The sequence below is a fragment of the Thermoactinomyces daqus genome, from assembly GCF_000763315.1.
GTDB lineage: Bacteria > Bacillota > Bacilli > Thermoactinomycetales > Thermoactinomycetaceae > Thermoactinomyces_A > Thermoactinomyces_A daqus.
Window position 1 is genome coordinate 1 of sequence record NZ_JPST01000055.1, and the last position, 24,478, is coordinate 24,478.

Here is a 24,478-nt window from a genome sequence, read left to right on the forward strand (position 1 = left end):
AAAGATCTAGCTCAAAAAGAATCAACAGGTCATGCTTCACTCTTTAGTTTTCAAGGAACACATTGTTGTTTTTTCATTTGCGCCGCTCATCAGCGACAAGGTTTATACTAGCATAAACCAAAATCAGAGTCAACACCTTTTTTATTATTTTTATCTAAAGCAAAATCATTTTTACGGCCGCGAGATAGAGCAGGCCGGGAATGCCAAGAAAACCCGTAATAAAGGCGGTAACCGGATTAATCGCCAAATGGAAATGAAATGTTTGTCCAAAAAAATTAACCACAAACAGAACAATTCCACCCATCACGGTGTATAACAGACCCAGCCAAATCCATTTGAACGGTTCTTTTACCGAACGGCTTACCGCCATAAAAAAAACAAGTCCTGCGGCGGCCAATAAAATCCACCACTTCGCTTCCAGCATCTCGCTCCCTCCCCGGTATCAAAAAGGGTACAAGCTACTTTTATCTGTACGATCCCAAGAGAGAATTTATGCTAAGCATGGGTGAAATAATCAAACATGACAGAGACCGTGTTATTTAAGATATGGAACAAAATCGGAGCCCACAGCTGACCGGTCCACTGCCGGAGCCCTCCCAAAATGAGCCCCAGCAAAAAGAGTGGCACAAACAGCGTCACATCCAGGTGAAACAAGGCAAAGATTCCGGCCGAAAGAAAAAGACCTCCCCAAGCTCCGATCGCTTTTCCAATACAGCTCTGCAGGAGGCCGCGAAAGAAAATTTCCTCCGCCAACGGCCCGATCAAGCCAACCATCCCCCATTGCAGGGCCAGTCCGTACCATCCCATTTGCCCTGCGTGATGAATTCCCTGACTGATGCTGTCCTCCCGCCATGATGATAATTCCAGCGAAAAAAAATGAGCGACCGGTTCCGTGATCCATTGATCCATTACGAAAAACACCAGCAGATAAATGCCCGCCAAAACCAATGGCATCGTCCGCCAAAATCCCGGATGAGGGCGGGTTAAGCCAATCTCCGCATACCACCCCCGAAAAAGGAGACACGTGCCCATCAGCATGAAAACAAACGGAAGATAAGGAAAGAGGAGTTCGTTTAAATGCTGCTGCCAGGAAACCGGCCAGAGGGAGACCGATACTGAAGAAATCAGCGAGGAGACTTCAATCCAGGCGGTAAAATAAGCGATATCCATCGCGCTGATCGCGCTTTGTCCGGCGCGTCGTTCCCGTTCAAAACGCGTCAAAAATCCCAAAAGGAGAAAGAGAATGCCTCCAAAGAACGAAGTCACAGAATAGAAAAAATACATTAACAGCAAAAAAGGAGTGTCCGGTTGCCCCGGCAAAATCATCCACGTCCCTTTTTCCGTATGCACCCAATCCATCGTGGCAAATTGCAAAGGAATCATCATGAAAAAACATCCGCACAACACCCATGCCAGCCCGTTCCGAAACCGACCCGTCCAATAGCGAAATCCCATGTTTCCACCCGCTTAAACAAAAGTAAAAAAGCGACACATCTCGATTTAAAGAGTGTCGCTTTCATACATATGCGGCAGAAGGACAAATTAAACCTCCCGTCTTCCTTCCAGCGCTTTGGTCAGAGTCACCTCATCAGCATACTCCAAATCTCCGCCGACCGGGAGACCATGGGCAATTCGCGTTACTTTTAACCCAAACGGTTTAATCAGGCGGGAGAGATACATGGCCGTCGCTTCTCCCTCAATATTGGGATTGGTCGCCAGGATCAATTCCTGTACCGTTTCATCCTCCAGGCGTTTTAACAGATCGGGAATCCTCAGATCTTCCGGGCCGACCCCTTCAATCGGGGAAATGGCTCCATGCAAAACATGGTACAAACCGTTATATTCCCTCGTCCGTTCCATCGCCATCAGATCTTTCGTATCCTGCACCACACAGATGACGGAACGGTCCCGTCCCTTATCGGAACAGATATAGCAGGGATCCTGGTCTGTGATATTGCCGCAGAGGGAACACTGGTGCAAATCCCGTTTCGCCCGCACCAGCGCCTTTGACAGATCCAATACGTCATCCTCTTCCATGGTTAGCACATAGAAAGCCAATCGCTGTGCGGTTTTGGGCCCGATCCCGGGCAAGCGCATAAATCCCTCAATCAGCTTCGATATCGGTTCAGGCACATACAAGATTCGCCACCCCTAGCATGACCGTCAGAATAAACCGGGTATGTTCAAACCGCCGGCAAATTTGCCAAGATCTTTGGCAACCAGCTCATCAACTTTTTTCATAGCTTCATTAAAGGCAGCTGTAATCAGGTCTTGCAGCATCTCCACATCATCCGGGTCGACAACATCTGGAGCGATTTCCACAGCCATGAGCTGTTTATGTCCGTTCATTTTCACTTTGACCACACCGCCGCCGGCTGTCCCCTCCACTTCTTTCTGCTCCAGTTCCTGCTGTGCCTTGGCCATTTCTTGCTGCATTTTTTTCACTTGTTTCATCATCTGATTCATGTTGCGCATCATCATGATTCGCCTCCCATACATTCATTTGATAATTTTCACTACATCTTCCCCAAACAACGCGATCGCTTTGCGAACGACATCTTCATCCTGTGGAACTTCCAAGGCCGAAGCCTGTTCTCCTTCCGGAGCATTTTTCACATGCGCTTTCATCGCTTTCCAATCAGCCAGCATCACCGGTTTGAGGCGGTATGCGGTTCCCGTCATCTGCGACAGAATGGTTTCGATCAGTTCCCTGTTGCTCTCTTTCTCTATTGCTTCGCGATGTATTTTGCTTTTGAAGGCGAGAATCACCGTATCCCGCGTCGCAGCAACCGGATCGCCGTTGATCAGCCAGGCATGAACCGTGATTTTTTCTTTTTTGACGCGATGCAGGAGCTCCGGCCACACCTTTTTGATCTGGGCAAAAGACGCATCGGAAAGCTGTTCCGCCCAATTTCCGCCCAAAGGAACCGACGCAGCCTGGGAACGGGATTTTTCGCCGGCATCGGCCCCCTTGCCGCTTTCCCTGTTTCCCTTTGGCACCGGCTCAGGAGGTGCGTTTTTCAATCTCTCCAACATGGCCTCCAGCTGCTTCATCCGCTGCTCCAATTTTTCCACTGCAGGCACTTCTGCCAGCTCTTGCTTTTTCCGGCGCGCACTCAAACGGACAAACGCCATTTCCAACAAGATCCGCGGATGGGCCACCCATTTGATCTGCTGCTGATAATGAATCAATTGGTCCATCATTTCGGAAATGCGGTCAGAACCCAGGCGCTTAGCCAGATCCGATGCATGCGGGTCAGCGGCGAAGTAACTGATTTCATCCAGATCAGGAGCAGTAAGGTACAACAGCATATCACGACAAGTATGAATGAGATCCTGTATCAGTTTTTCCGGCTCCATTCCCGAGGCAATCGCTTCTTCCAGGCGTTTCAGGGCTGATGCCGGATTTTCCTGCTCCAGATCTTTTAGGATGCGAAACATTATTTCTTTCGGGGCCGCTCCGGTCACCTGAATCACCGCTTGCTCATCCAGACGTTCCCCGCTGAATGCCAAAACTTGATCCAGAAGGCTCAGCGCATCCCTCATCCCGCCATCCGCCGCACGCGCGATTGCCAACAGCGCACCGTTTTCATACGGAATCCCCATCGATTCACAAATGAATTTCATGCGGCTGACAATCTGTTCAAAGGAAAAACGCCGAAAAGAAAAACGCTGGCAGCGGGAAATGATGGTCGGAGGGAGTTTATGCGGCTCCGTGGTCGCGAGAATGAAGATCACATGGGGCGGAGGTTCTTCCAGGGTTTTCAGAAGGGCATTAAACGCCTCGGTCGTCAACATGTGAACTTCATCAATAATATACACTTTATATCGTACTTCTGTGGGAGCAAATTTTACCTTGTCCCGCAAATCCCTTATTTCATCAACACCGCGATTGGATGCGGCATCGATTTCAACAACATCCATGATGGCTCCTTCAGTTATCCGCCTGCATGCCTCGCATTCATTGCAGGGTTCAGGAGCCGGCCCGTGTTCACAGTTCACCGCTTTCGCCAGAATCTTGGCCGCACTCGTTTTTCCGGTGCCGCGCGGCCCGTGAAAGAGATAAGCATGGGATAAATGCTGTTCCCTCAATGCGTTCATCAGCGTTTTGGTCACATGCTCCTGACCGACCAGATCCTCAAAGCGTTGCGGTCTCCATACTCGGTATAAGGCTCGATAGGACACACCCAACACTCCAGCCTTCCCCATTCGGGGTTGATTAATGGTCTTTATTATCATACTACACTGAAATTCTTTTTTCCAAAAGAAACAAACCCATCACGCAAGCGGATGCTCGTCATGACCTGTCGATAAAAGTCAGGCGGGAGAGGAGCAAACTGTCCGGTCATCGGGAAATCGGGGAAAAAAGGCACACCCCCGGCATGCAACGCCATTTCACACTTTCACGAACAAGAGAAAAAGGGCTTCTATCTTGAAGAACTTGTACATATCCATTTCTAGAAGAGTCTGGTTAAGGTTGGTCATGCTGCTATGGATAATAAAAATTTGAGATTGATAGCCTATTTGAGCGGACTGGTCATCAAATCATTCGGCATCTCTCTGATGATTCGCTCCCATCTGGGGACGGGGTCGTGGGATGGCTTTTATGTGGGAATGTCCAACCGCTTTGGTTTGACAGTGGGTTCGTGGCTGATCGTCATCGGCATTTTCCTGATCCTGCTCAATTCATTCCTCACAAGCAGCAAACCTGATTTTTTTCCTTGATTACTGTTTTCATCCTCGGATTTTGCATCGATTTTTGGCTCGGTCTGCTCAATCACTGGGGGGTAAATCCGGACAATCCGGTGCAGCAGGTGCTGGTCTTTTGGGCAGGTCTCCTGTTTACCACCTTCGGAATGTCCACTTATGTCCAGGCCCGGTTTGCCCTCACCCCGGTTGACCAGTTCATGTATGCCCTGCATCAGCGCTTTGGCTTCAGCCTGATGGTTTCCAAGACGATCGGGGAAGTGATCGCACTCGCCTTCGCCATCGTCCTTGAAGGGCCGGTCGGGCTCGGAACAGTGATTTTCACGTTCCTGTGCGGACCGCTGATTCAATTTTTCATCCCGATGATCGAACGGCTGATGTTCGGATAAGCCAGGGAACATTCCCGTGTTCGGCATAACCCGTGGATGCAACATTTTTCAAAACCGGAAAGGGAAGAAACACAACCCGACTGCAACAAACGTTACAGAAAAAGAAACCGGGCATGAAGTGAAGGAAAAAAAGCGATATTCCCGCTTCTTCCCTTTCTCTTCATGCCCTTTCGTCATGTTTTCCATTCACGCTCTCGCTCTCCCTTCCCTAAATCATCAGCTATCAGCGTAAACTCTCGAACTCACCAGGGGAAGGGTGACTTTTGCTACCGTCCCTTGTTCATCGGAATCGACTTCGATCTCCCCTCCGATCTCATGGAGAATCTGTCTGCAGATCGGGAGCCCAAGTCCGGTTCCGTTTTCTTTTGTCGTAAAAAAGGGTTGAAACACCTTCTCCAAAATATGTCCGGGAATTCCCGGGCCCTCATCGGCAATCTCCACTGCCATCGTCTGTTCCGCCTCATCGGTATACATGCTGATCGTCAGCCGTCCTCCTTTGTTCATCGCTTCGATTGCGTTTTTGCACAGATTGAGGAAAACCTGTTTCAACATTTCTCCATCGGCAATCACCAGCGGAATCGATGACAGGCGTCGTTCAATCACTACATCGACGTTATGGAGGAGAGCCTCATTTTTGATGATGGGCAAAATTTCTTTCAACACCTTGGATACGCTGATGGCACGCAAATCTGTGGGACGGGGCTTGCTGAGCATCAGAAATTCCCCGACCAGATTGCTGATGCGGCTGATCTCTTTCAACATGATATCGATATAGCCATGTTCCTTCTGCTGCCCGTTTTCCTTTAATTTGTGCCCTATCACTTGCAAAAACCCCTTGATCGCTGTTAACGGATTGCGAATCTCATGTGCGGTTCCAGCTGCGATTTGTCCAACGGTCGCTAAGCGATTGTTGCGCCTTACCTGCAGTGACAAGGAACGTTTTTCCGTCACATCCTCTATAACCACCATTTTCCCTTTTAATCCGCTCTCACCATCATCAAAGCCTTGAATTCTCAGGAACAGATAGCGAATTTCTTCATTTCCGTTCCACTCCACTTCCGCCTGACGCGGTTCATCCCCCTTGGCCAGCAACATTGAAAGCAAACGTTCCCGTTGCCGGTGGCTGATCTCCGACCGGGTAATCACTTCCTGGAAAGAACGGTACAATACCTTTGCTCGGTCACAACTCAACAGCTCGCTTGCCGCCAAATTCATCTCCATCACGTTTAAACCGTCGTCAAGCAATACCACTCCCAGATGGATGTGTCCAAATAGTTGGGCGGCCAACCGTTCAAATGGTGTTACAGGATAAAATGTATACAAATGGCAAGACTGGTGATCCTCATTCCCTGCTATTTGCTTTATGTTCATATTAATCATAATCGCACCGCCACATCGTAGCTTCCCTTTTCCATCCTCTCGCTTCAAATCGCAGCAACGAGTTTGGGGTCGGACAATACGCCGGAAGAATGGCTGCCAATCTACAGTGCTGACCCGCGATCATCCAAACTCTCGACAAATCACGTTCCTTTCGCGGGAACGAAACGTGCGGGCACTTATTCACCTCCTCAAATCAAAAACCACATACCTACCAAACCAATCTTCACAAATATTTCTAATTCTTTATTCGCCTTTCTCCTTTTTCTTCCTTCTCCGACAAGAAAATTTTCCAAAAACATCCAAACAGAGTGCCAGGGTGAAAAAACAACCGTTTCGGCCCTCAAAACAAAAAACCGACGCCTGCGGAATACAAGCATCGGTTTCTTTATCTCACCTATGTAACCGCGCACCTATCTCCGACGCATTTTGCCCGAGCGGACCCTGAACCTACGACTCGGATCAGGCACCCCTGCGGCACACGGGAATTCTTCCTTAGTGCTGCTTCCGTCAGGACCTGACACGGTTCAGAAGCTCTCGTTGCGCAGGACCCAATCGTCAACACCGGCGATTCAGGCCAAACCTCGCACAAAATGCGCCTCGGATAGGAATTCAACCCCGTTAAGGCGGATTACGGGTAACAGGGCACCGCCAGCTCCCCATCTAGCGCGGTGACTCCATCATAACACAAAACAGATGTTTGCACAACGGGAAGGAAAAAGTTCTCCGGCCCATTTTTTGAATCAGGCCGCACCCTTCTTTATAATAAAGCTTAAAAGGAAATTTCACAGAAGGTGATCGGATTGTCTCTGAGGCAACTCAAAAAGCAACCCCAGGCAGCCCGTTTTTTATTGCAGGCGATCGCCAAAGGCCGCGTGGCCCATGCCTATTGTTTTTTCGGTCCGAGCGGGACGGGCAAAAGGGCGATGGCACTCCAGTTCGCCAAGGCACTCAACTGCGAACAGCCGGAGGAATACGATGCCTGCGGACGCTGTCCCTCCTGCCTGAAGGTGGAGCACGGGAATCACCCCGATGTCGTCACCATAAAACCGGAAGGGTCCGTAATCAAAATCGATCAATTGCGCGCGCTGCAAAAGCGTTTCCGCTACAGCGCCCCGCCCGGGACAACGCGGGTGGTGATCCTGGAGCAGGCTGACCGGATGCGGCAGGAAGCAGCAAACAGCCTGCTCAAATTTTTGGAAGAACCGGTCTCCCCGATGGCGGCAATCCTGGTGACAGAAAATATGCAAGCCATATTGCCGACGATTTTATCCCGTTGCCAGCATGTACGGTTTGCGGAGCTTCCCCCGAAAGAAAAGGAAAGCGAACTTTTGGACAAGGGAATCGCCCCGGACGCGGCCCGCATTCTGTCTTATCTGCCGGAGGAATCCGCCCAGCTTTATGAAGCGGAACCGGATACATTCCCTGCTCTCTGCCAGAAGGTAATCCAGTGGAGCCAATCCATTCTGTCTGGAAAATCCGACGCGTATCTCACCCTGTCGCAACCATGGCTGACGGATGAACTGGCAAACAACCGGCTGCCGCTGGTACTTGACCTGCTGCTCCTGTGGCTGCGCGAATTGTTGAACAATCAGATCGGGCAAACGGATCCCGTCTTCGTCCCCTGGCAGAAAAAGGTGCAGGAACAAACTTATCTGAAACCCGCTTCTTCCTTGATCACCGCAATGGATAACGTTCTGATCGCCAGACGCCTTCTGCTGAAGAGCAGCGTTCAGCCCCTGACAGCCCTGGAGCAGATGGTGTTATCCACCCAAGCAGAAAAAGTGAGCACCGAAAACGGATGGCAATTGATTCCGTTATGACGAACCGGTTCCGATCTCCGGTTCTTTTTTATATCTTTTTAAGCGCGCATACAGTTGTCATTTATCCGGAACTCATGATTATCAACAAACACAATGATCTCAACCCGCCGGAATCACCCGCTTGCTTTCCAGTGTAGCCAAGTATGAACGGCAACTGTAATATTAATACTGCCGTTGTCGTTTCCATTAAGTTTGCAAGAGAGTTACGGGGCCCTCTCATGGACAAATTTTTGAAAATCACAGGAAAATCAGCTGATCCATTCAATGCCAATCGGGAATGAATGGAAATATAGCAGAACGTTGAAATCGCCGGGTTCGATGGTATATGGAGGAGTGTTAATCATAAATATGGATGTGATAGTTGCCTGTGTTTTTATTCTATTTGTTTTCTCCCAGCCTTTTGCAGTATCTGGTTATATTGAGTATCAGCTTATCCGTGGTGATACTGAAGAGAAAAGACAGAAGGGCTTTAAGATATTAAAAATAAACTGTGCCATCGTCAGCATCGTTGCTGCTTTTCTGCTCTTGGGTTACTTCTTTACCGAAGATGATTCATCATATATTCTGGCCACTATCTTCATTATGTTGCTTGGTCATCTTTATCACGCCTACCCCACGCTGGTGCGCAGATCGCCGACCCCGTTCAAGGATGTAGCAGTTCCCGGTGTCAGGAGCTTCTCTAAGAAGGTTTGTTTGGTTTGGGGGATCTTGCTGCCTCTTTCCTGGATCATACATAAAATTATCTATTAACAGGCATTATTTTTTAATGTCCGAAGAAACGATAACTCTTTTAGATTCTTCGATTTGCATGCCCCATTTCAAACCGCGGAATATCCGGTACTATTTTTCGTGTATCTGCGCGGCTTCCAAGCCCTTGTTTTGATACAAAAAAAGAGCTGCCCGGTGTAAATCGGGCAACTTTATTTATTCCTGGGGAAACAGAATTTGGTTGGCATCATTTATTTATTCGAAAGATCAAGCCATTTTATGACCTCATGAGCGAAAAGATCAGGACATCAAAATGTGTTAGTCATTCACAATGGTTCAAGCGAAGATTACATCGGAATTGCTGATGAAAGAAAAAAGGATTCTTGCGAAATTGAAGCAAGAATCCTTTTCTTTGGAGTGCATGGCCGAGCGGCTTGTGATGTCCCCTTGTCACCAACGTTTCAAACGTCAGCCGCGGGACGCCACTCCCGCATTTTGCCCATGCTTTCCAAAATGGAAGCTGAACATTTCACCAGTGCCAAATTATGCCGTTTTTTTCCGTTTCACCGGAATCGGCCCGAACAGCTTATGATCCAGCCAGCGGATAAAGAGAGCGACCAAGGTCCCGACCACGATTCCGGACAGCACATCCGTCGGATAATGATGCCCCACCCAAATGCGGGAGAATCCGATCAAAATCCCCAATATGAACAGAGAAATGCCGAGCTTCCGGTTATAACCCCAAAGCGCAACGGCAATCGAGATCGCTCCGGTCGTATGGTCGCTTGGAAACGATGCGTTGGGATCATGTTGGAGCAACAAATGTACATCGTGGGGATGAGCCACAAACGGGCGCTGGCGATTATAAATCAGCCCGATCACGAAGTTGAGCCCCATCGCAACTGCAACCGTGGCAAAACCGTTAATCGCGGTCATCCGGGTGGACGAACGCAGAAGCAGGATGACCAAAATAAGCACATACAGATAAGGACCAAATTCTGTCAATCCCATAAACAGATAATCAAGAAGAGCATTCTGTCCTGCCAAACCGTTAATCGCTTTAAACAACTGAAAGTCCCAAGCCACAGAAGTACCTCCTTTAGCCCCGCGTATGCCTGTATAAATTAACACCATTATAAAGAAACTGTAAAGGAAATCATATGGAGAACTTTAGACCAATTCAGCAAACCACCAGCAACTCCCCACCGACTTCACAGAAATGTAAAACATGGGTTGCACCGCTCCGGACCCTCTGAATGACCAATCGAATCAAACTATAAATTTTTACGATTAAAATTATAATATAAAAATCGAATAACTTATGAACATTTTTGGACACCATTTCTCCCCGGCTTCGCAAAACCGATTTCGCCAATTGATCAAAACTGAAAAACAAAAGAATATACACAATCCTCCTTCGTTTTCATCTCCTTCTCCCTGCCAAAGAACCAGTGCCCTTCTGGCCATCGACAATCAATTCTATCTATTTTTATCCTATATAATAAAATACTCTTTAAAATTATAAACAAAAATCCTATGTATCATCCGTCTGTATTTTTAGATTATTATGATGGATTAACTGAAAAAAGAGGGAGAAAGGAGCAAAATAAAGGGTTATTTGGAAATGAAAGGGTTAACAGGCATAAAAAGAAAACCCGGCCGATCAAGAGGGCCGGGGATCTCTTTTCTGCAAGCGGATGATCTTTTATACTGAACTGGAAATGAAGTCACATATCCGGGGTTTTGAGGGGACATTCCTTGTGCGCTTTCCTCATTGCGTTACCAAATGGATCGGGAAACTTTTAAGAGATTGACCTGTGGCCGATTCAACCAAATGTTCCGTGACCTCAAATCCGTCGACTAGTTGAATATCAGCAAACTTCTTCACAAACGTAGTCAAAGCGATGTTTGCTTCCATCCGGGCCAGCGGGGCACCCAAACAAAAATGCGGGCCTGCCCCAAATGTGAGATGCTGTTGATTGTTTGCACGATGGATGTCAAACTGTTCCGCGCGAGCAAATTGGGATTCATCCCGGTTGGCGGCAGCAATCCAGGCCACAACCATTTGCCCTTTCTTCATCTTGTGTCCAAACACATCGGTATCCTGTGCCACCTTGCGATCCATGGCGATCGGAAAGCGGAAGCGCAACACTTCCTCAATCGTCCGGGGAACCAAAGACAAGTCGCTGCGCAGCTCCTGATACAGGCCCGGACAATCCACCAACAGGGAATAAAACACATTGGAGATCAGCGTGGTCGTTGTTTCATTCCCGGCGGCCAACAGGCCCCTGCTGATCATGACCACCTCTTCATCAGTCAACGGTTCATCCTCATAATCAACACGGATCAAATCCGAAATAATGTCGTCTGCCGGATTCTTCCTTTTTTCCTGCACGATCGGATGCAGATATTCATGAAACTCCTTCATGGCCCGGGCTTTTTGTTCAATGAGGTGATCATAGGTTTCGGCTGCATACGGGAGGAAGAGAATATCCGACCAGGCTTTAAACAACTGACGGTCTTTGGAAGGGACGCCCAGCAGATCGGCGATGACAATCACCGGAAGAGGAATTGCCAGCTTTTGAACGATATCGACAATCGTTTGCCCTTCCATCTCAGCGATCAGTTCATCGGCAATGGCCTGAATGCGGGGGGCCCATGTTTGCAAACTGCGGGGGGTAAACGCTTTGGCAACGAGCGCACGTCGTTTCCGATGTTCCGGAGGATCTGAAAAGTTGAGATTGGTGCGGCTGTTGTTTCTGGGAACAGGAATCAAACTTCGTTCTTTCCGGTTGGAAAAAAGGTGGTGGTCAAACAAAACGCGCTTGGCATGATCATATAAGAACACATTCCAGACATCTTGCTCGGCATCGTAATAAACGGGCTGCTTCTCCCGCATCTCCTTATACCACGAAAAAGGTTCCCATTGCTCCTGCTTTGATTTCAGCTTTGATATTTCATGTAAGAGAATGGTTTCATCCATCGTGTTCACAAAAATCCCTCCCCTGTGATCAACCTCTTACATATGTTAAATTAACATATATACAAGGCAAGGGGAACCCCATTGCAAAAAATTCATAAAAAGGTGATCCCAAATGTATGTTGAGCTTCTCATTTTGGAACAGCTTCTGTCAGGCCCCAAGCACGGATATGAAATAAAGAAAAACATTCAAGAAGCGTTAGGAGAATCTTTTGAAATCAATAACAATTTGTTGTACCCGGCTTTGCGCCGCTTCCTGGAAATGGGGGCGATCTCCAAGGAAGTGGTTAAGCCCGAGGGCAAACCAAAACGCCATATCTATCTCCTGACCGATGTCGGGGAAGAAATTTTTTGTGAGATGATTCGCGATTTTCCCGATAAGTTAGCCGCAAGCCAAGCCGAATTTATGGTGAGAGTGGCTTTGTTCAACCGGCTTGATCGCGACATGCAATTTGAAATTCTGCAAAAGAGGGAGGATGTGCTGAAAGAAGAACGAAATCATTTTCACCAAATCGAAAGCGCTCATTCACAAAATCCGTTCGTTATGGAAGTGGTTCGCTTCCAAAAAAAGCAGATCGAACACGAATTGGACTGGATCATGCACTTAAAACAACGGGTGCTCGATCAGGCGGCCAGCGATCCCTCAGTCAGGATTGGAAAACAAAGGCCGGATCAGCATCAATCTCCCTGTAACGATTGAACGAAGGCCGGATCCGGCCACACGGCTGATCAGCGCGTCCAAATCGTCAAGACAAAAAGCAGATGAAACCGCATCCCCGGTGTTTTGGCAAATCGCGGTAAAAACGGCAAACGTGTGCTGCTTCACAAACCGGACGATCTCATCCGCACCTGCTTGTTGCTTTCAGTGTTCTCCCGTTTGCCGGAGATGCGCCCGGTCTTTGTTGAAGCGATCGGGATACAGCAGCTTGCAGGCCCGCAACGCAACATTGAGGACCAATTTGTTTTCCGGTGACATCACATCTTCTCCCAGCAGTTCCTTGATCTTCTCCAGGCGGTAGTAAAGCGACTGTCGCGCGATAAAAAGATGCTCGGCCGCCAGCTTTTTGGAACAATCATAATCGAGATATACTTCCAGCGTATGGAGAAGATCGCTTCCCTTATCCCGGTCATAGGCGATCAATGGCCCCAAATACCGCTCGACAAAGGCCGGCAGCACATTTTCGCTGTCTTTCAAATTCAGGAGCAGTTGAAAGATGCCCAGTTCTTCATGAAAAAGGAATCCGGCACGATGTTCCGAATTCAGCATCAAAACCTGATTGGCTTCCTTATAGCTGTGATGGACGCCGGTAAAGCCCGGATAGGGCCTTCCCACCCCTATATTCAGTTGAAGGTCCTGCTTCCGGTCCAAATCGGCTTTTTGGATCTGTTTCACTGCTTGCTGCAATCTTGTTTTCCATGGTTTATCCGGGCGAAGATCGAAGGCGATGACGGTGATCAAGCCGTTGTTCATAGTGATGAAAACGCGAAAATGGTACTGTTCAAAAACAGAGCGGGTCATGAGCGAAAAATCGTAGCGGATAAATTCGTGCAAGTCCCAGAGCGGTTCCGGCTCTTGCGAAAGGCCGAACTCAATCAGGCAGACGATGCTGTTAAGCCCCTTCAGTTTGTTATATTCCATGCCGAGATGGCTGTGCAGTTGCTCCTCTTCAATTCTCCGCTGCAACAGATCATCCACCCACACGTGTTCAAAGTGCAGCCGCCTTTCCTCGATATACCGCTTTCTCAGCAAATCCTGGGCAATCGCCAGGGAAGACCAATCCAATATCAGATCATCATAACGATGCGGTTCGCGGTTGCAGATCATGCCGATATGGGCCCAGATTTGCCCCATTGCCTTGACCGGCTGCACCAGGATTTTTTTCTCCCTGAAGGAAAAGCGGCGCGGACGGGATTCCGGCTCGCCCGGTCCCCCATTCATGTTGAGCCGCTACACGCAAAAAGCAAAACAACTCCTCCTGCTCCCGCGAATTTTTTTCCGGAACGAGCAAAGGTTTCCCCTTGACGGGCAGAAAGATGATGGGTGACTTTGTTTTTTCGTAAAGCATGTGCAAAATGTTATACGTTCCGTTCGGCTTCAGCGTCAGGCGATGAAATTCGCGGGAAAGGGCTTCCAGGTTTTGCAGCATGTGATAATGCCGGTTGATGATAATGGAATGCAAATCCTGCGTGATATCGACGAAGCGGATTTCCTCGCGAAAAATGATCAGCGGGAAATCATGCCGGTCGGCAATCTCGATTAAGTCCGGGGGAACCAAGTGAAAGTAATACCCGAATTCCAGACAGAGGCAGGAAGCATTCTGATCAATCAACCGTTTTAAATAGGACGCGGGAGAAGCCGCGGAGGATTGAAAGGTTATCCCAGTGGACAAGATCATCTCTTCCCCGTTGATCAACGAGCCGAACTCCGATACCTCCAGTATATGTACCCAGCGAATCCGGCGGTTTAATCCTTTTTTTCCCGCGATCACCTCCGCATTTTTAAAAACAGGCCGGTTTAAAACATCCCTTACCGTCAGAACCGGTTCCAGATGCAACGCTAACCACCCCCATGCGAATTGTCCAATAAATCGCCTCTATTTTTGACATTGTGTCTAATGGAATCGCTTCAAATTTCCTTTACACTTGACTCGGGGTTAAAAACCAAATTCACCGTAAAGGGGGGTACACCCGTGATTATCGGAGTACCAAAAGAAATCAAAAACAACGAAAACCGGGTCGGACTCACACCGGCCGGGGCCGCATCCTATATAAACAACGGTCATGAGGTTCACATCGAAACCGGAGCCGGTCTCGGCAGCGGCTTTACTGACCAGGATTATATCGCCGTCGGTGCCAAAATCGTCTCCACCGCCCGTGAAGCCTGGGCCGGCGACATGGTAATCAAAGTAAAAGAACCGCTTCCGGAAGAATACGGCTATTTCCGCGAAGGATTAACCTTGTATACGTATCTCCATCTTGCCGCTGAACCGGAGCTGACCAAAGCCCTGCTCGAAAATAAAGTAAACGCGATCGCTTATGAAACCATTCAGTTGGAAAACGGTTCTCTTCCGCTCCTCACCCCGATGAGCGAAGTGGCCGGCCGCATGTCGATTCAAATCGGCGCCCGCTTCCTTGAAAAACCAAATGGCGGAAAAGGGGTTCTCCTCGGCGGTGTACCCGGTGTACTGCCGGCAGAAGTTGTGATCGTCGGCGGGGGCGTCGTAGGCACAAACGCCGCCAAAATGGCCTTGGGCTTGGGAGCAAGCGTAACCATCCTCGATATCAACGCCGACCGTCTGCGCCAGTTGGATGATCTCTTCCACGGACAAGTGAAAACCTTAATGTCCAACTCTTTCAACCTGGCCGAAGCGGTGAAACGCGCAGACCTGCTCATCGGCGCTGTGTTGATCCCCGGAGCCCGTGCACCACGCCTGGTAACGGAAGATATGGTAAAATCGATGAAACCCGGCTCGGTCATTGTTGACGTAGCCATCGACCAGGGCGGATCGATTGAAACGATTGACCGCATCACCACCCACAGTAATCCGACATACGAAAAACACGGTGTCGTCCATTATGCCGTGGCCAACATCCCCGGCTCCGTCGCCCGTACATCGACATTGGCTTTGTCCAACGTAACCGTACCATACGGACTGCAAATCGCCAATAAAGGATTTAAACGGGCTGCGCTGGAAAATCGCGCCATCGCCAAAGGACTCAACACCGTGAACGGCGAACTCACTTGCAAAGCTGTAGCCGAAGCACACGGTCTCTCTTATAAAGACGTGAATGAAGTATTGGAAAACAAAGCAGTCTTATCCTAGGATTTTAACATCTTTTGTACCGGAATCCCCTTTTTTGTTTACACCTTTTCATCTTTCGCATATAATTATTTTAAATTTAATAAGATCGATGTTTTGGAGGAGCCTGTCACCAGCAGGCTCCTTTTGCATGTTTATTGGGAGTTTTTGGCAAAACTAAAAAGGACCCTTTTTCAGGGCGAAAGGATGATTGATGCAATGAATCCTACCATACTTGCCGTTGCCATTTTCCTCATCACCTACGCCATTATTATCACGGAAAAAGCCAGCCGGTCGGCCATCGCCGTCTTCGGCGGTGCACTGCTGATCGTATTCGGAATCCTTAACCTCGATCAGGTTTTTGAAAAATATATTGAATGGAATACCATTACGCTATTGATCGGCATGATGATTCTCGTAGGGATCGTCAACAAAACCGGCATCTTCCAATATGTTGCCATCAAATCGGCCAAGGCGGCCAAGGGAAATCCGGTACGCATCCTGATTATCCTTTCCGTTTTCACCGCGGTCGCTTCGGCCTTTTTGGACAATGTGACCACCGTTTTGTTACTGGTTCCCGTCACCTTGGCCATCACCAATATTCTCGAATTGAACCCGACCCCGTTTTTAATCTCGGAAATTCTCGCTTCCAATATCGGCGGTACGGCCACACTGATCGGCGATCCGCCCAATATCATGATCGGGTCGGCCAATAAACATCTGTCGTTTAATGACTTCCTGCTCCATCTCTCCCCCGTCGTACTGATCATCATGATCGCCACTCTCCTGGTTCTTTACCTGATCTATCGGCGACAGCTGACCATCCCGGGGAAAAACGTGCAAAAACTGATGGAACTGGATGAAAGCGACTATATTAAAAACCCGGCTCTGATGAGAAAATCGCTCATCATTCTGGGGCTGACCATTCTCGCCTTTCTTCTGCATTCTGTCATCCACCTGGAAGCCTCGATCATCGCCATCACCGGGGCCACTCTCCTAATGATCGTGGGCTTGAACAAAGAAGAAGCGGAAGAAGCTCTGGACTCAGTCGACTGGGTCACGATCTTCTTTTTCATCGGACTGTTCACTCTGGTTGGAGGCTTGCAGGAAGTAGGGGTGATCAAATATTTGGCCGTCAAATCACTCGATCTCACCCATGGCGATATCCCTCTCACCTCGGCGCTGATTCTATGGGGATCCGGCTTTGCTTCGGCTACCATCGACAATATTCCCTTTGTCGCCACCATGATCCCGCTGATCCGGGATATTGCGGACAGCCTCGGTCTGTCCATCGATTCCCCTGCCATCAACGCCTTATGGTGGTCGCTCGCCCTGGGAGCTTGTCTTGGCGGCAACGGTACGCTGATCGGAGCTTCAGCCAACGTCGTCGTCGCCAATATCGCCGAACGGGAAGGAAAAGCATTCAGTTATTGGGATTTCCTGAAAATCGGCGCTCCGCTGACCCTGCTGTCGCTGCTGATCGCGCAGTTGTATCTGTACTTCCGCTACCTCATCCATTTTTAAAAAACGGGAAAATCAACGCCGGCAGAGGTGTCCCAGCGTTGATTTTCCCATGACCGTTCATCTAGTATAGATAGATCATCCAACGGTCGATCTCCTTAAACCCGATCCTTTGGTAAATTCGCCCCGCCTCCGGGTTATCGTAAAAGAGGCAGAGTTCTTTTCCTTCCGCCAAAACATCGAGACATAATTTACCGATGCATTTGGAGGCCAGCCCTTGCCGTTTATATCCGTCCAATGTGGCGACTCCGACTACCATCGCCGACAACGAATTTTCCGCCGCAGTTGAGGCAATCGATACCATTTTTCCATTTCGCTCTATATAATAAGTCCGCGAAACCCCTTTCTTCATATTTGTTTCCCGATCCTTCTCCGTTCCCACGTCGACGAATTCCGGGATTTGCCTGTACAGTTCCCCGATTCTGCCGATGTCCTGCAAACCGGCGCGTTTCACTTCGCGATAATCATCTTTCAACATGGCGGTGTCGCCTGTCAATTTCGCATAATGCAACTCCCGCTCCTTCACCAATCTTCTGCTTATGTAAGGATAAACCCGGCTGGTTACTGATTTCAGGCCGCTCAATAACCCAAAATCACCATCTTCCGAGATAATGGAAGCAAAGCCTTCGGCATCAAAATTTCCGGAAGCGGCATAAGGAATGAAATTTCTTTTGTACTTAAGCAGAACGGCACGCAGACGGCCATTTTCATCAAAATCGCCCCATACCTTCTGAAACTCCTGTTCATAACCAAAGGCCTCCAAATCGCCAAGGATAAAGAGATTTTCTGCGGACTTGGGCCGAAGCAATTCAAGGCACTTATCATGGTCGCGTTCGGATAATCTTCTGATCATGTAACTCCCCCTGGAATATCGCGATCAATCAATGCATCTGTCTGCGTCTGCACAGAAAGAAATTTCTGTATGATGACTCGCGATTTATCCCCTTAGTGATCACATTTCGTTTACTTTAAACAGTTTCTCCCCATTTCCGATTATTTTAGCAGATTCAAACTGTCTAAATCCATATGAAAAACAGACACCGACGGTATGCCGGTGCCTGCTGGGGCAAAACTTTTGCCTTGACCCATTTTTTTAAGAGGCGCTCACTTCAGGGAATCGAGAATATTGCGTACACTGGTGGAAAAAACGGACCCGGAGGCTGCATCCCAGTTGACCGACCAGGTCATGACCCCTCTGAATCCGGGGTATCCTTCCGGCTTCCTGAGTTTGTAGCTGCCGCCGTAGGAAATGCCTTTGACCAGATAATTTAGCGCTTTCTCGATCTCAGCCGGAGACGTATAACCTCCCGAAGGCGCTGCTGCCTGCGTCGCCGGGAGACCGATCGCAACCTGATCTTCCCTCAAGGCCGGAAACATGTTATTGGGATTGTTGGCAACAGGAAATCCGTGCAACAACATCTCCGCCATCGCAACCTGGAAATCAGCTGTTCCCTGTGTATAAGTCCGTCCGTCAAGACCGGTCATCGATCCTGAATTGTAGTGCTGAACATTGATATAGGTCAATTTGTCCCGAAGCCCGTAAATAACAGGCAGGTAGGCGCCCCACGGCCCTCCGTAGGCGGTATATCCCCCCTGGACATAAGCCGTTTCCGGTGCCATCGACAGGATAAAATCGGATCCGAAACGATCACAAAGCGTACGGACTGCCGAAATCAGATTGACAATCGCCGGTGTTTTCGGATTGCGGAAATCCGTATCGCCGCTGGCCAAGGATAAGGAACCGCCCTCAAGATCAATATCAATTCCATTAAAGCCATAGGTTTGAATCAGATTGGACATCGAGTTGATGAAGTTTTGTTTTGCCGTCTCATCATTAAGCTGAATATGGCCATTGGCCCCTCCGAACGAGATGACCACCTTTTTCCCGATGCTGTTCAGGTAGGCGATATCTGCCTTAAACTCTTCCGGAGTTGCATTGTATGGCGTAAATCCGACCTCACCGGGCGCTGCACCCGTCGGCTCGGCAAAAGCGACATTGATGACATCATATTTGGTTGATACATTTCGCAGTCGAATATTTGCCGATCCATTGTCAAAATTGTGCCAGTAACCGATAAGAAGCTTATTCCCGACACCGTCGCCTCTTACGGGGGAAGGATTGGTGGTAACCGTGACCGCATTACCTGCGGCAAAAACACCTGCGGGCAAAATGCTGAGCAGAAGCGTCAGGATCACCGCAACAGGAAACATCTTCGGCAATGCCCTCCAAACTGCAGCAAAACGGAGCCGTTTAAATCGAATCACGCAAGAACCACCCCTGTAAAACAAAATGAGAAATTACGGAAAATGCGGAAGAAAAACATCAAGTATTGGTATAGACAACCTATCAGACTCATAATTTATTATAGGGGTAATTTTTATAAAAATCAAATATTTCAACTTATCTGATGTATTTTTATCTACAAAAAATGAATTAAATCATCAACAACCCATTCCACCGTTCTTTCCGCTCAATTGTATAGACAACTCTACAAATATAAATTAGAATAATTATATATAGAATATTTTGTATTTTAAACCAGGAGGGTTGTTTCCATGGCAAAATCAGTTTTCTGGTCCAAAATGCTAACTGCCTGCATCATGATGTTGTTGGTTGGTGCCGGCACAATGACATTTGCCGCCAGTGCCTCCGCACACGGTTACATCGAGTCGCCGGCAAGCCGGGCTTATTTGTGCAAACAGGGGGTAAACACAAACTGCGGACAAATTCAGTGGGAGCCCCAGAGCGTCGAAGGACCGGGATCATTTCCGCAATCCGGCCCGCCGGACGGGCAACTCGCCGGAACCGGCCGCTTTCCGGAACTGAACGTACAAACAGAGAGCCGCTGGCAGAAAGTCACCATCCACGGGGGTGAAAACACCTTCCAATGGTACCTGACCGCGCCGCATGCCACAAAAGAGTGGAAATATTACATCACCAAGAAAGGATGGAATCCGAACAAACCCCTGAGCCGTGATGAACTTGAGCTTTTCTGTTATTACCCTGGTGACGGAAAACGTCCCCCAAATACAGTCACGCATACGTGCAATGTTCCGACGGACCGCAGCGGCTATCACGTGATCTTGGGAGTCTGGGAAATCGCCGATACCGGAAACGCCTTTTATCAGGCGGTCGATGTGAATTTGGTGAACAATAATTTAGCTGCACAAAAATCGACACCCCAAAACACCGATGCCCCGATCCCCAGTATGATCAATTGGTTAAAATCTCTTTGGCCCGGTAATTGAAGTGAGCGCCACCGAAAGGGTTCTGAAAACGCCAGTTGTTCTTTAAATCAAAACCTTTGCAACAATATGAGACACTGTGACCACGGTGTCTCTTTTTCCGTTCGGAACAGCGTTTTTTCCGGCGATCATCCCCTGCGGTGCCGACAGCAAGCTTCTATTTCCGTTCTCGTTTTCATATTTTATAATTGTTATTGATTATGAGTACAACTCTTATAGGTGGGATGAAGATGGAACACTTTGTGACTGGGTATTTCGACGTGTTACGGGGTCGTATCCTGAAATTCCTGGAGGAAACTTCAGAAGAAGTCGCCGACCAAATGCCGCAAGGATTCAACAATACCATTCGCTGGAATGCAGGTCATATCCTGATCGTCTCTGATGTGTTTTTCGGTTTGGAAAGTCTCCCCGCAAACTATAAAGAACTTTTCTGGCCCGGAACCAAACCGTCTGACTGGACAGGGGAAGTCCCGACGCTGGAGACATTAACTTCCCAATTGCGGGAACAAACGGCACAATTGAAAGAGGCCTTTTCCAACCGGTTGGAGGAAAAGCTGGAAAAACCCCTGAACTTCCCAAACAACCTCAACATCGAAACAGTTGGTGCGCTCTTTAGTTTCACAAACTCGCACGAAAGCCTTCATCTGGGCTATATGAATGCTTTGAAGCGGACTATTCAAGGGCAAATCTAATCTCCGCAAGCTTGATTCATGACATTCAACACGGGATGTCTCATCCCCGTTCCTGTCCCGCACGGGCGGAACTCCTGCTGCCGGCAGGCTGGCTCCCCCCGTGCGTCCGACAATTCACATCTGTCAGAAATCGGCAGCACCATCCCCGTTCGGGCCAATGTAAAAGCGGGAAATCGCCCGATGACATAGAGGGAATTCAAATGGTCAAGACCTCCCCCACAAAGAACCACCCCATTTGATCAGGATTGGATCCGGCAATCTTTTTTTATGCCCGAATCCCCACCACTTGTCACCCTTTGTTCACTTCGCTTTTTATTTGTGAGGAACAGACCCGGAATGAAGATGATGGCAAGGATCATTGCAGAAACCAGGAATCCGGCATGATAACCCTTCAATCCATTCGCAATCGTCGGTTGTGATCCCTGTACGACAGTTGCGACAACAGTTGCAATCACAGCCGAACCAAAGCTTGAACCGAGATTTTCAATAATATTGATACCCACACCTGCTTCCGGAAGTTGTCTGCTGTCAAGTCCAGTATAAGCGTCACTCGTCAACGGGAGCATAATTCCCCCAAAACTGGTGCCACGGATGAACAGTACAACAGAAATCCAAATCATGCTTGTTTGATCAGTGATAAAGATAAGCGGAACAGATCCGATCAGCGAAAGAACCAGGCTAACCATAACCACATATTTGGCTCCGACCTTATCAATCATTTTTCCGATGAACGGCCTGGTAACGAGCATCCCGAGTCCCTGAGGGATTAACGCAAGCGCTGCTTCGATGGCCGTGAAGTGACGGAAGTTTTGGAAGAACAACGGAAGGATTAACATGGGACCCATGACGGCAATATTCGCCAAGAACAAACCGATGCTTGATGCTAGGAAGCTCTTGTGCGCAAACAAATTCATCGGCAGCACGGTTTGATTCTTTCTGATTCGGTTATATCCAAGGTAAATTGCTGCCAAAACAAGGCCAATACCCATCCATCGGATTGTTTCGCCATTGTTAAATGATGCATGGTCGGCCGCTTTCGTAATCCCGTAGATCAATGCCGCACTCATCAAGGACAAATTGATCATCCCAAAAACATCGAGTTTACTGTCTCTGTTGAATGGTTCAAATTCCGGAATCGTTCTCATCATCAGTGGTGCAGCAATCAAAACGATAAATACGTTGATGAAGAAAATCCACTGCCATGATGCCCCCTGGACGATGAGCCCCCCGATGACAGGTCCCAAAATCGGCCCGAAGATCATGGGCGTGCTGACAATCGCCATCACCTTCCCCAGATTTTCCGGACCCGCTGTTTTAACCAAGAGTGTGGACATGAGCGGGGTGATAATCCCGGCACTGAATCCTTGGAGGATCCGGAGGAAAATGAAACTGGAAATGTCCCAACTGATTCCGGCAAGAACGGAAGTGACACCAAAAGCGATAACCGTGCCGATGTAGATCTTCTTTCCATTAAATTTGTTCATAAGCCATCCAGATAGCGGAACTGCCATCGCAAGGGCTAACACATAACCTGTAATGGCCCACTGAATCGTGTCCAAAGTTGTGTTGAACTCCTTACTCAGTTGGTCGACGGCGATGTTCACCATGGTTGAGTCAAGCATTGGCGCAATTGCTCCCAATGCAATAGCCCAGGCGGCCATGAGAATTTCTTTTGGCAATCCTCTATCTTTTGTCTGATCTTTCGTCATAAAACCCCTCCTTAAACGAGGCATTATTATTTCCTAGGAAACATAATCAGGTTATCGTGTTTTTGTTTCCATTTCAACAATCAAACAACAATAAAAAGGCAGCCTGCTCCTTAATGGACTTGGGCTGCCCGGGATTGGATTACATTTTCATTATTGAAATTGATTCCTGTCTACTATCTGCCACCCTGTTTCTTTATTTCTTCATCTAAATGCCTTCTGTATTTTTCCACAAAGCGAAGCATACTGTCATATTCTTCCTCGGTGATCTGCTCGAATACAGCTTTATCCCGCTCTTGAAACTCTTTGTGAAGCTCTTTATGAATTTTATATATTTCCTTCCCCTGCTCAGTAAGCCTGAAATAGATTTCCTTCTTGTTATTCGGCCTCTGGTAACTCTCGATCAGTCCTTTTTCAATAAGCTTCCTGGTTATTTTGCTTATCGCACCTCTGGTCATATAAAGGGATTCCGCAAGTTTGGTCACGTTGGGATGCACATGATTTCCGATGTATTCGATGCAATGCACTTCAGAAGGCTTATAACCCTTAAGCCTTTCTTCCATCTTAGGCTTATTAAGCGAGACATACTTGTTGAACAAGTCCCGGAAACCCATAATAAGCTGGTCTTTTTTGTTCATCTCCAGTCCCCCGCTTTCGATCCGTTAACTCTATTATATTTTTTGTTTCAACTCCCTTGGCTTTAAGAGATTTACAGTTTATCCCTTTTCCCTCCCATTATACCAATCCCCATGCAGGAGGGGATTGGGTATTCAGCGACTGACCATTTCAGGCGGCACAGCTTTAAATCCCCGAAAAATTGAATCTTTGGTCTCTTCGCTAATGAGATAATTCCGAACCTCATTTCCGGAAATCCACTGATATGCAGAATGATCTTCACTTAATCGGATATTTGCCGGGTCATCTGCAAGCCTAACCAAAAAAACGACTTCCACTGTATGTCTGTTTCCGTTCTCCGAAAGATAAGAAAAGACTTTGTACGGCTTGACGACTTCAACATTTAAATCCACTTCTTCGCGAAATTCCCGTTTCAGCGCATCACCCGGGTCTTCACCAAAATTAACCTGTCCTCCGGGCAACTCATAATATCCGGGCAAAAAAGTTTCTCGTGAAGACCGCTCCACAATAAGCGTCTTTCCCTGATGATAAATAAATCCTGTACAAACAATTTTCTGATACACTCCAATCCCTCATTTCATCCTATTTGATTCCCCCGCACAAAAACTCCGAATCTGCCTGATCCGATATTGAGCGATGTGAAACGCTCAATTATTTTTCACAACTGCATTTTTAAACGATTACACAGACTTTACTTCTTCTCCTGTTAGCACTAAGATGTTGACCACTCCACATGCCTAAGGCGGGCGATTCTTAGGTAATCTCCCGCAACCGGTAGAAATGGACCCAAGATCAAATCATGGCCCCCACGGCAATTAATCTTAGAACTTCTTGCAGAATATTTTTGGCTGCATTGTTCTCTCAATTATTTATTGTCAACGCCGGGATTAAAT

At 48.1% G+C, this 24,478-nt stretch carries 24 protein-coding genes, 1 other RNA gene and 1 pseudogene; 9 read left to right on the plus strand and 17 right to left on the minus strand.

Going from position 1 to position 24,478, the window contains the following annotated elements; genetic code table 11:
- Positions 1-154: 154 nt before the first annotated feature.
- The 5 genes from JG50_RS0116335 to dnaX form a co-directional block, all read right to left on the minus strand.
- Positions 155-424, minus strand: coding sequence for a pro-sigmaK processing inhibitor BofA family protein (locus JG50_RS0116335; RefSeq protein ID WP_052154416.1), 270 nt, complete (start codon positions 422-424; stop codon positions 155-157).
- A gap of 71 nt (positions 425-495) precedes the next feature.
- Complete coding sequence (locus JG50_RS19080) at positions 496-1,386, minus strand: CPBP family intramembrane glutamic endopeptidase (RefSeq protein ID WP_160173917.1); 891 nt, start codon at positions 1,384-1,386, stop codon at positions 496-498.
- A 156-nt stretch (positions 1,387-1,542) separates the two neighbouring features.
- Positions 1,543-2,139 (minus strand): recombination mediator RecR, encoded by a 597-nt coding sequence (recR, locus tag JG50_RS0116345; protein WP_033102190.1) that lies wholly within the window; start codon positions 2,137-2,139, stop codon positions 1,543-1,545.
- A 24-nt stretch (positions 2,140-2,163) separates the two neighbouring features.
- Positions 2,164-2,475, minus strand: coding sequence for a YbaB/EbfC family nucleoid-associated protein (locus tag JG50_RS0116350; protein ID WP_033102205.1), 312 nt, complete (start codon positions 2,473-2,475; stop codon positions 2,164-2,166).
- A 24-nt stretch (positions 2,476-2,499) separates the two neighbouring features.
- Entirely contained in the window at positions 2,500-4,185 is a 1,686-nt protein-coding gene (gene dnaX, locus JG50_RS0116355) for a DNA polymerase III subunit gamma/tau (RefSeq protein WP_033102206.1), read from the minus strand.
- Positions 4,186-4,491: 306 nt separating this feature from the next.
- Between dnaX and JG50_RS19085 the strand changes: the two genes are divergently transcribed.
- Together JG50_RS19085 and JG50_RS19090 are read left to right on the plus strand one after the other, a co-directional pair.
- On the plus strand, positions 4,492-4,725 hold the full coding sequence (locus JG50_RS19085) for a membrane protein (RefSeq protein WP_052154419.1): 234 nt from the start codon (positions 4,492-4,494) through the stop codon (positions 4,723-4,725).
- Positions 4,722-5,096 carry a YczE/YyaS/YitT family protein gene (locus JG50_RS19090; protein WP_052154420.1) on the plus strand — a complete coding sequence of 125 codons (375 nt, stop codon included), beginning with the start codon at positions 4,722-4,724 and terminating at the stop codon, positions 5,094-5,096. The genes JG50_RS19085 and JG50_RS19090 overlap by 4 nt, the downstream gene beginning before the upstream one ends.
- A gap of 216 nt (positions 5,097-5,312) precedes the next feature.
- Here the strand turns inward: JG50_RS19090 and JG50_RS0116365 are convergent, their stop codons facing one another.
- Positions 5,313-6,476, minus strand: coding sequence for a two-component system sensor histidine kinase NtrB (locus tag JG50_RS0116365; RefSeq protein WP_033102191.1), 1,164 nt, complete (start codon positions 6,474-6,476; stop codon positions 5,313-5,315).
- Positions 6,477-6,878: 402 nt separating this feature from the next.
- An RNA gene (ffs, locus tag JG50_RS19525) (signal recognition particle sRNA large type) lies at positions 6,879-7,145 on the minus strand.
- 131 nt (positions 7,146-7,276) lie between these two features.
- Here ffs and holB point away from each other — a divergent pair.
- Together holB and JG50_RS0116380 are read left to right on the plus strand one after the other, a co-directional pair.
- Positions 7,277-8,296, plus strand: a complete 1,020-nt coding sequence (holB, locus tag JG50_RS0116375; RefSeq protein WP_160173918.1) for a DNA polymerase III subunit delta' — start codon at positions 7,277-7,279, stop codon at positions 8,294-8,296.
- 348 nt (positions 8,297-8,644) lie between these two features.
- Positions 8,645-9,046 (plus strand): hypothetical protein, encoded by a 402-nt coding sequence (locus tag JG50_RS0116380; RefSeq protein ID WP_033102193.1) that lies wholly within the window; start codon positions 8,645-8,647, stop codon positions 9,044-9,046.
- A 501-nt stretch (positions 9,047-9,547) separates the two neighbouring features.
- Here JG50_RS0116380 and JG50_RS0116385 read toward each other — a convergent pair.
- A complete protein-coding gene (locus tag JG50_RS0116385; protein ID WP_052154422.1) occupies positions 9,548-10,090 on the minus strand; it encodes an undecaprenyl-diphosphatase in 543 nt (180 codons plus the stop codon).
- Positions 10,091-10,775: 685 nt separating this feature from the next.
- Positions 10,776-11,996, minus strand: a complete 1,221-nt coding sequence (locus JG50_RS0116395) for a cytochrome P450 (protein ID WP_033102195.1) — start codon at positions 11,994-11,996, stop codon at positions 10,776-10,778.
- A 103-nt stretch (positions 11,997-12,099) separates the two neighbouring features.
- Here JG50_RS0116395 and JG50_RS0116400 point away from each other — a divergent pair.
- A pseudogene (locus JG50_RS0116400) lies at positions 12,100-12,603 on the plus strand (PadR family transcriptional regulator); the annotation flags it as partial.
- A gap of 243 nt (positions 12,604-12,846) precedes the next feature.
- Here JG50_RS0116400 and JG50_RS0116405 read toward each other — a convergent pair.
- Together JG50_RS0116405 and JG50_RS0116410 are read right to left on the minus strand one after the other, a co-directional pair.
- A complete protein-coding gene (locus JG50_RS0116405; RefSeq protein WP_160173919.1) occupies positions 12,847-13,854 on the minus strand; it encodes a PucR family transcriptional regulator in 1,008 nt (335 codons plus the stop codon).
- Entirely contained in the window at positions 13,778-14,539 is a 762-nt protein-coding gene (locus JG50_RS0116410; protein ID WP_033102197.1) for a PucR family transcriptional regulator ligand-binding domain-containing protein, read from the minus strand. Before JG50_RS0116410 ends, JG50_RS0116405 begins: the two co-directional genes overlap by 77 nt.
- 135 nt (positions 14,540-14,674) lie before the next feature.
- Here JG50_RS0116410 and ald point away from each other — a divergent pair, with 135 nt between their 5' ends.
- Together ald and JG50_RS0116420 are read left to right on the plus strand one after the other, a co-directional pair.
- Entirely contained in the window at positions 14,675-15,808 is a 1,134-nt protein-coding gene (ald, locus tag JG50_RS0116415) for an alanine dehydrogenase (protein ID WP_033102198.1), read from the plus strand.
- Positions 15,809-16,003: 195 nt separating this feature from the next.
- Entirely contained in the window at positions 16,004-17,308 is a 1,305-nt protein-coding gene (locus tag JG50_RS0116420; RefSeq protein WP_033102210.1) for an ArsB/NhaD family transporter, read from the plus strand.
- 61 nt (positions 17,309-17,369) lie between these two features.
- Here JG50_RS0116420 and JG50_RS0116425 read toward each other — a convergent pair whose 3' ends face one another.
- Both JG50_RS0116425 and JG50_RS0116430 read right to left on the minus strand, forming a co-directional pair.
- A complete protein-coding gene (locus JG50_RS0116425) occupies positions 17,370-18,158 on the minus strand; it encodes a GNAT family N-acetyltransferase (RefSeq protein ID WP_033102199.1) in 789 nt (262 codons plus the stop codon).
- Positions 18,159-18,409: 251 nt separating this feature from the next.
- Entirely contained in the window at positions 18,410-19,516 is a 1,107-nt protein-coding gene (locus JG50_RS0116430) for a chitinase (RefSeq protein WP_081944003.1), read from the minus strand.
- Between the two features lie 345 nt (positions 19,517-19,861).
- On the opposite strand from JG50_RS0116430, the gene JG50_RS0116435 reads away from it, so the two are divergent.
- Together JG50_RS0116435 and JG50_RS0116440 are read left to right on the plus strand one after the other, a co-directional pair.
- On the plus strand, positions 19,862-20,554 hold the full coding sequence (locus JG50_RS0116435) for a lytic polysaccharide monooxygenase (protein ID WP_052154423.1): 693 nt from the start codon (positions 19,862-19,864) through the stop codon (positions 20,552-20,554).
- Between the two features lie 227 nt (positions 20,555-20,781).
- Complete coding sequence (locus JG50_RS0116440) at positions 20,782-21,243, plus strand: DinB family protein (protein WP_052154424.1); 462 nt, start codon at positions 20,782-20,784, stop codon at positions 21,241-21,243.
- Here the strand turns inward: JG50_RS0116440 and JG50_RS0116445 are convergent.
- The 4 genes from JG50_RS0116445 to JG50_RS19095 form a co-directional block, all read right to left on the minus strand.
- Complete coding sequence (locus JG50_RS0116445; protein ID WP_033102201.1) at positions 21,240-21,443, minus strand: hypothetical protein; 204 nt, start codon at positions 21,441-21,443, stop codon at positions 21,240-21,242. The two genes, JG50_RS0116440 and JG50_RS0116445, sit on opposite strands and share 4 nt — an antisense overlap.
- A 39-nt stretch (positions 21,444-21,482) precedes the next feature.
- Complete coding sequence (locus JG50_RS0116450; RefSeq protein WP_052154425.1) at positions 21,483-22,952, minus strand: MDR family MFS transporter; 1,470 nt, start codon at positions 22,950-22,952, stop codon at positions 21,483-21,485.
- Between the two features lie 173 nt (positions 22,953-23,125).
- Positions 23,126-23,587 (minus strand): MarR family transcriptional regulator, encoded by a 462-nt coding sequence (locus JG50_RS0116455; protein ID WP_033102202.1) that lies wholly within the window; start codon positions 23,585-23,587, stop codon positions 23,126-23,128.
- Positions 23,588-23,719: 132 nt separating this feature from the next.
- Complete coding sequence (locus JG50_RS19095) at positions 23,720-24,148, minus strand: NUDIX domain-containing protein (RefSeq protein ID WP_052154426.1); 429 nt, start codon at positions 24,146-24,148, stop codon at positions 23,720-23,722.
- Positions 24,149-24,478: the final 330 nt, after the last annotated feature.

Excerpts from the sequence above, each read along its gene's own strand:
- JG50_RS0116335 (WP_052154416.1), bottom strand. The coding sequence starts at position 424 with ATGCTGGAAGCGAAGTGGTGGATTTTATTGGCCGCCGCAGGACTTGTT.
- JG50_RS19080 (WP_160173917.1), bottom strand. The coding sequence starts at position 1,386 with ATGATGATTCCTTTGCAATTTGCCACGATGGATTGGGTGCATACGGAA.
- JG50_RS0116350 (WP_033102205.1), bottom strand. The coding sequence starts at position 2,475 with ATGCGCAACATGAATCAGATGATGAAACAAGTGAAAAAAATGCAGCAA.
- JG50_RS19085 (WP_052154419.1), top strand. The coding sequence starts at position 4,492 with ATGGATAATAAAAATTTGAGATTGATAGCCTATTTGAGCGGACTGGTC.
- JG50_RS0116365 (WP_033102191.1), bottom strand. The coding sequence starts at position 6,476 with ATGATTAATATGAACATAAAGCAAATAGCAGGGAATGAGGATCACCAG.
- JG50_RS0116380 (WP_033102193.1), top strand. The coding sequence starts at position 8,645 with ATGGATGTGATAGTTGCCTGTGTTTTTATTCTATTTGTTTTCTCCCAG.
- JG50_RS0116420 (WP_033102210.1), top strand. The coding sequence starts at position 16,004 with ATGAATCCTACCATACTTGCCGTTGCCATTTTCCTCATCACCTACGCC.
- JG50_RS0116425 (WP_033102199.1), bottom strand. The coding sequence starts at position 18,158 with ATGATCAGAAGATTATCCGAACGCGACCATGATAAGTGCCTTGAATTG.
- JG50_RS0116430 (WP_081944003.1), bottom strand. The coding sequence starts at position 19,516 with ATGTTTCCTGTTGCGGTGATCCTGACGCTTCTGCTCAGCATTTTGCCC.
- JG50_RS0116435 (WP_052154423.1), top strand. The coding sequence starts at position 19,862 with ATGGCAAAATCAGTTTTCTGGTCCAAAATGCTAACTGCCTGCATCATG.
- JG50_RS0116440 (WP_052154424.1), top strand. The coding sequence starts at position 20,782 with ATGGAACACTTTGTGACTGGGTATTTCGACGTGTTACGGGGTCGTATC.
- JG50_RS0116450 (WP_052154425.1), bottom strand. The coding sequence starts at position 22,952 with ATGACGAAAGATCAGACAAAAGATAGAGGATTGCCAAAAGAAATTCTC.
- JG50_RS0116455 (WP_033102202.1), bottom strand. The coding sequence starts at position 23,587 with ATGAACAAAAAAGACCAGCTTATTATGGGTTTCCGGGACTTGTTCAAC.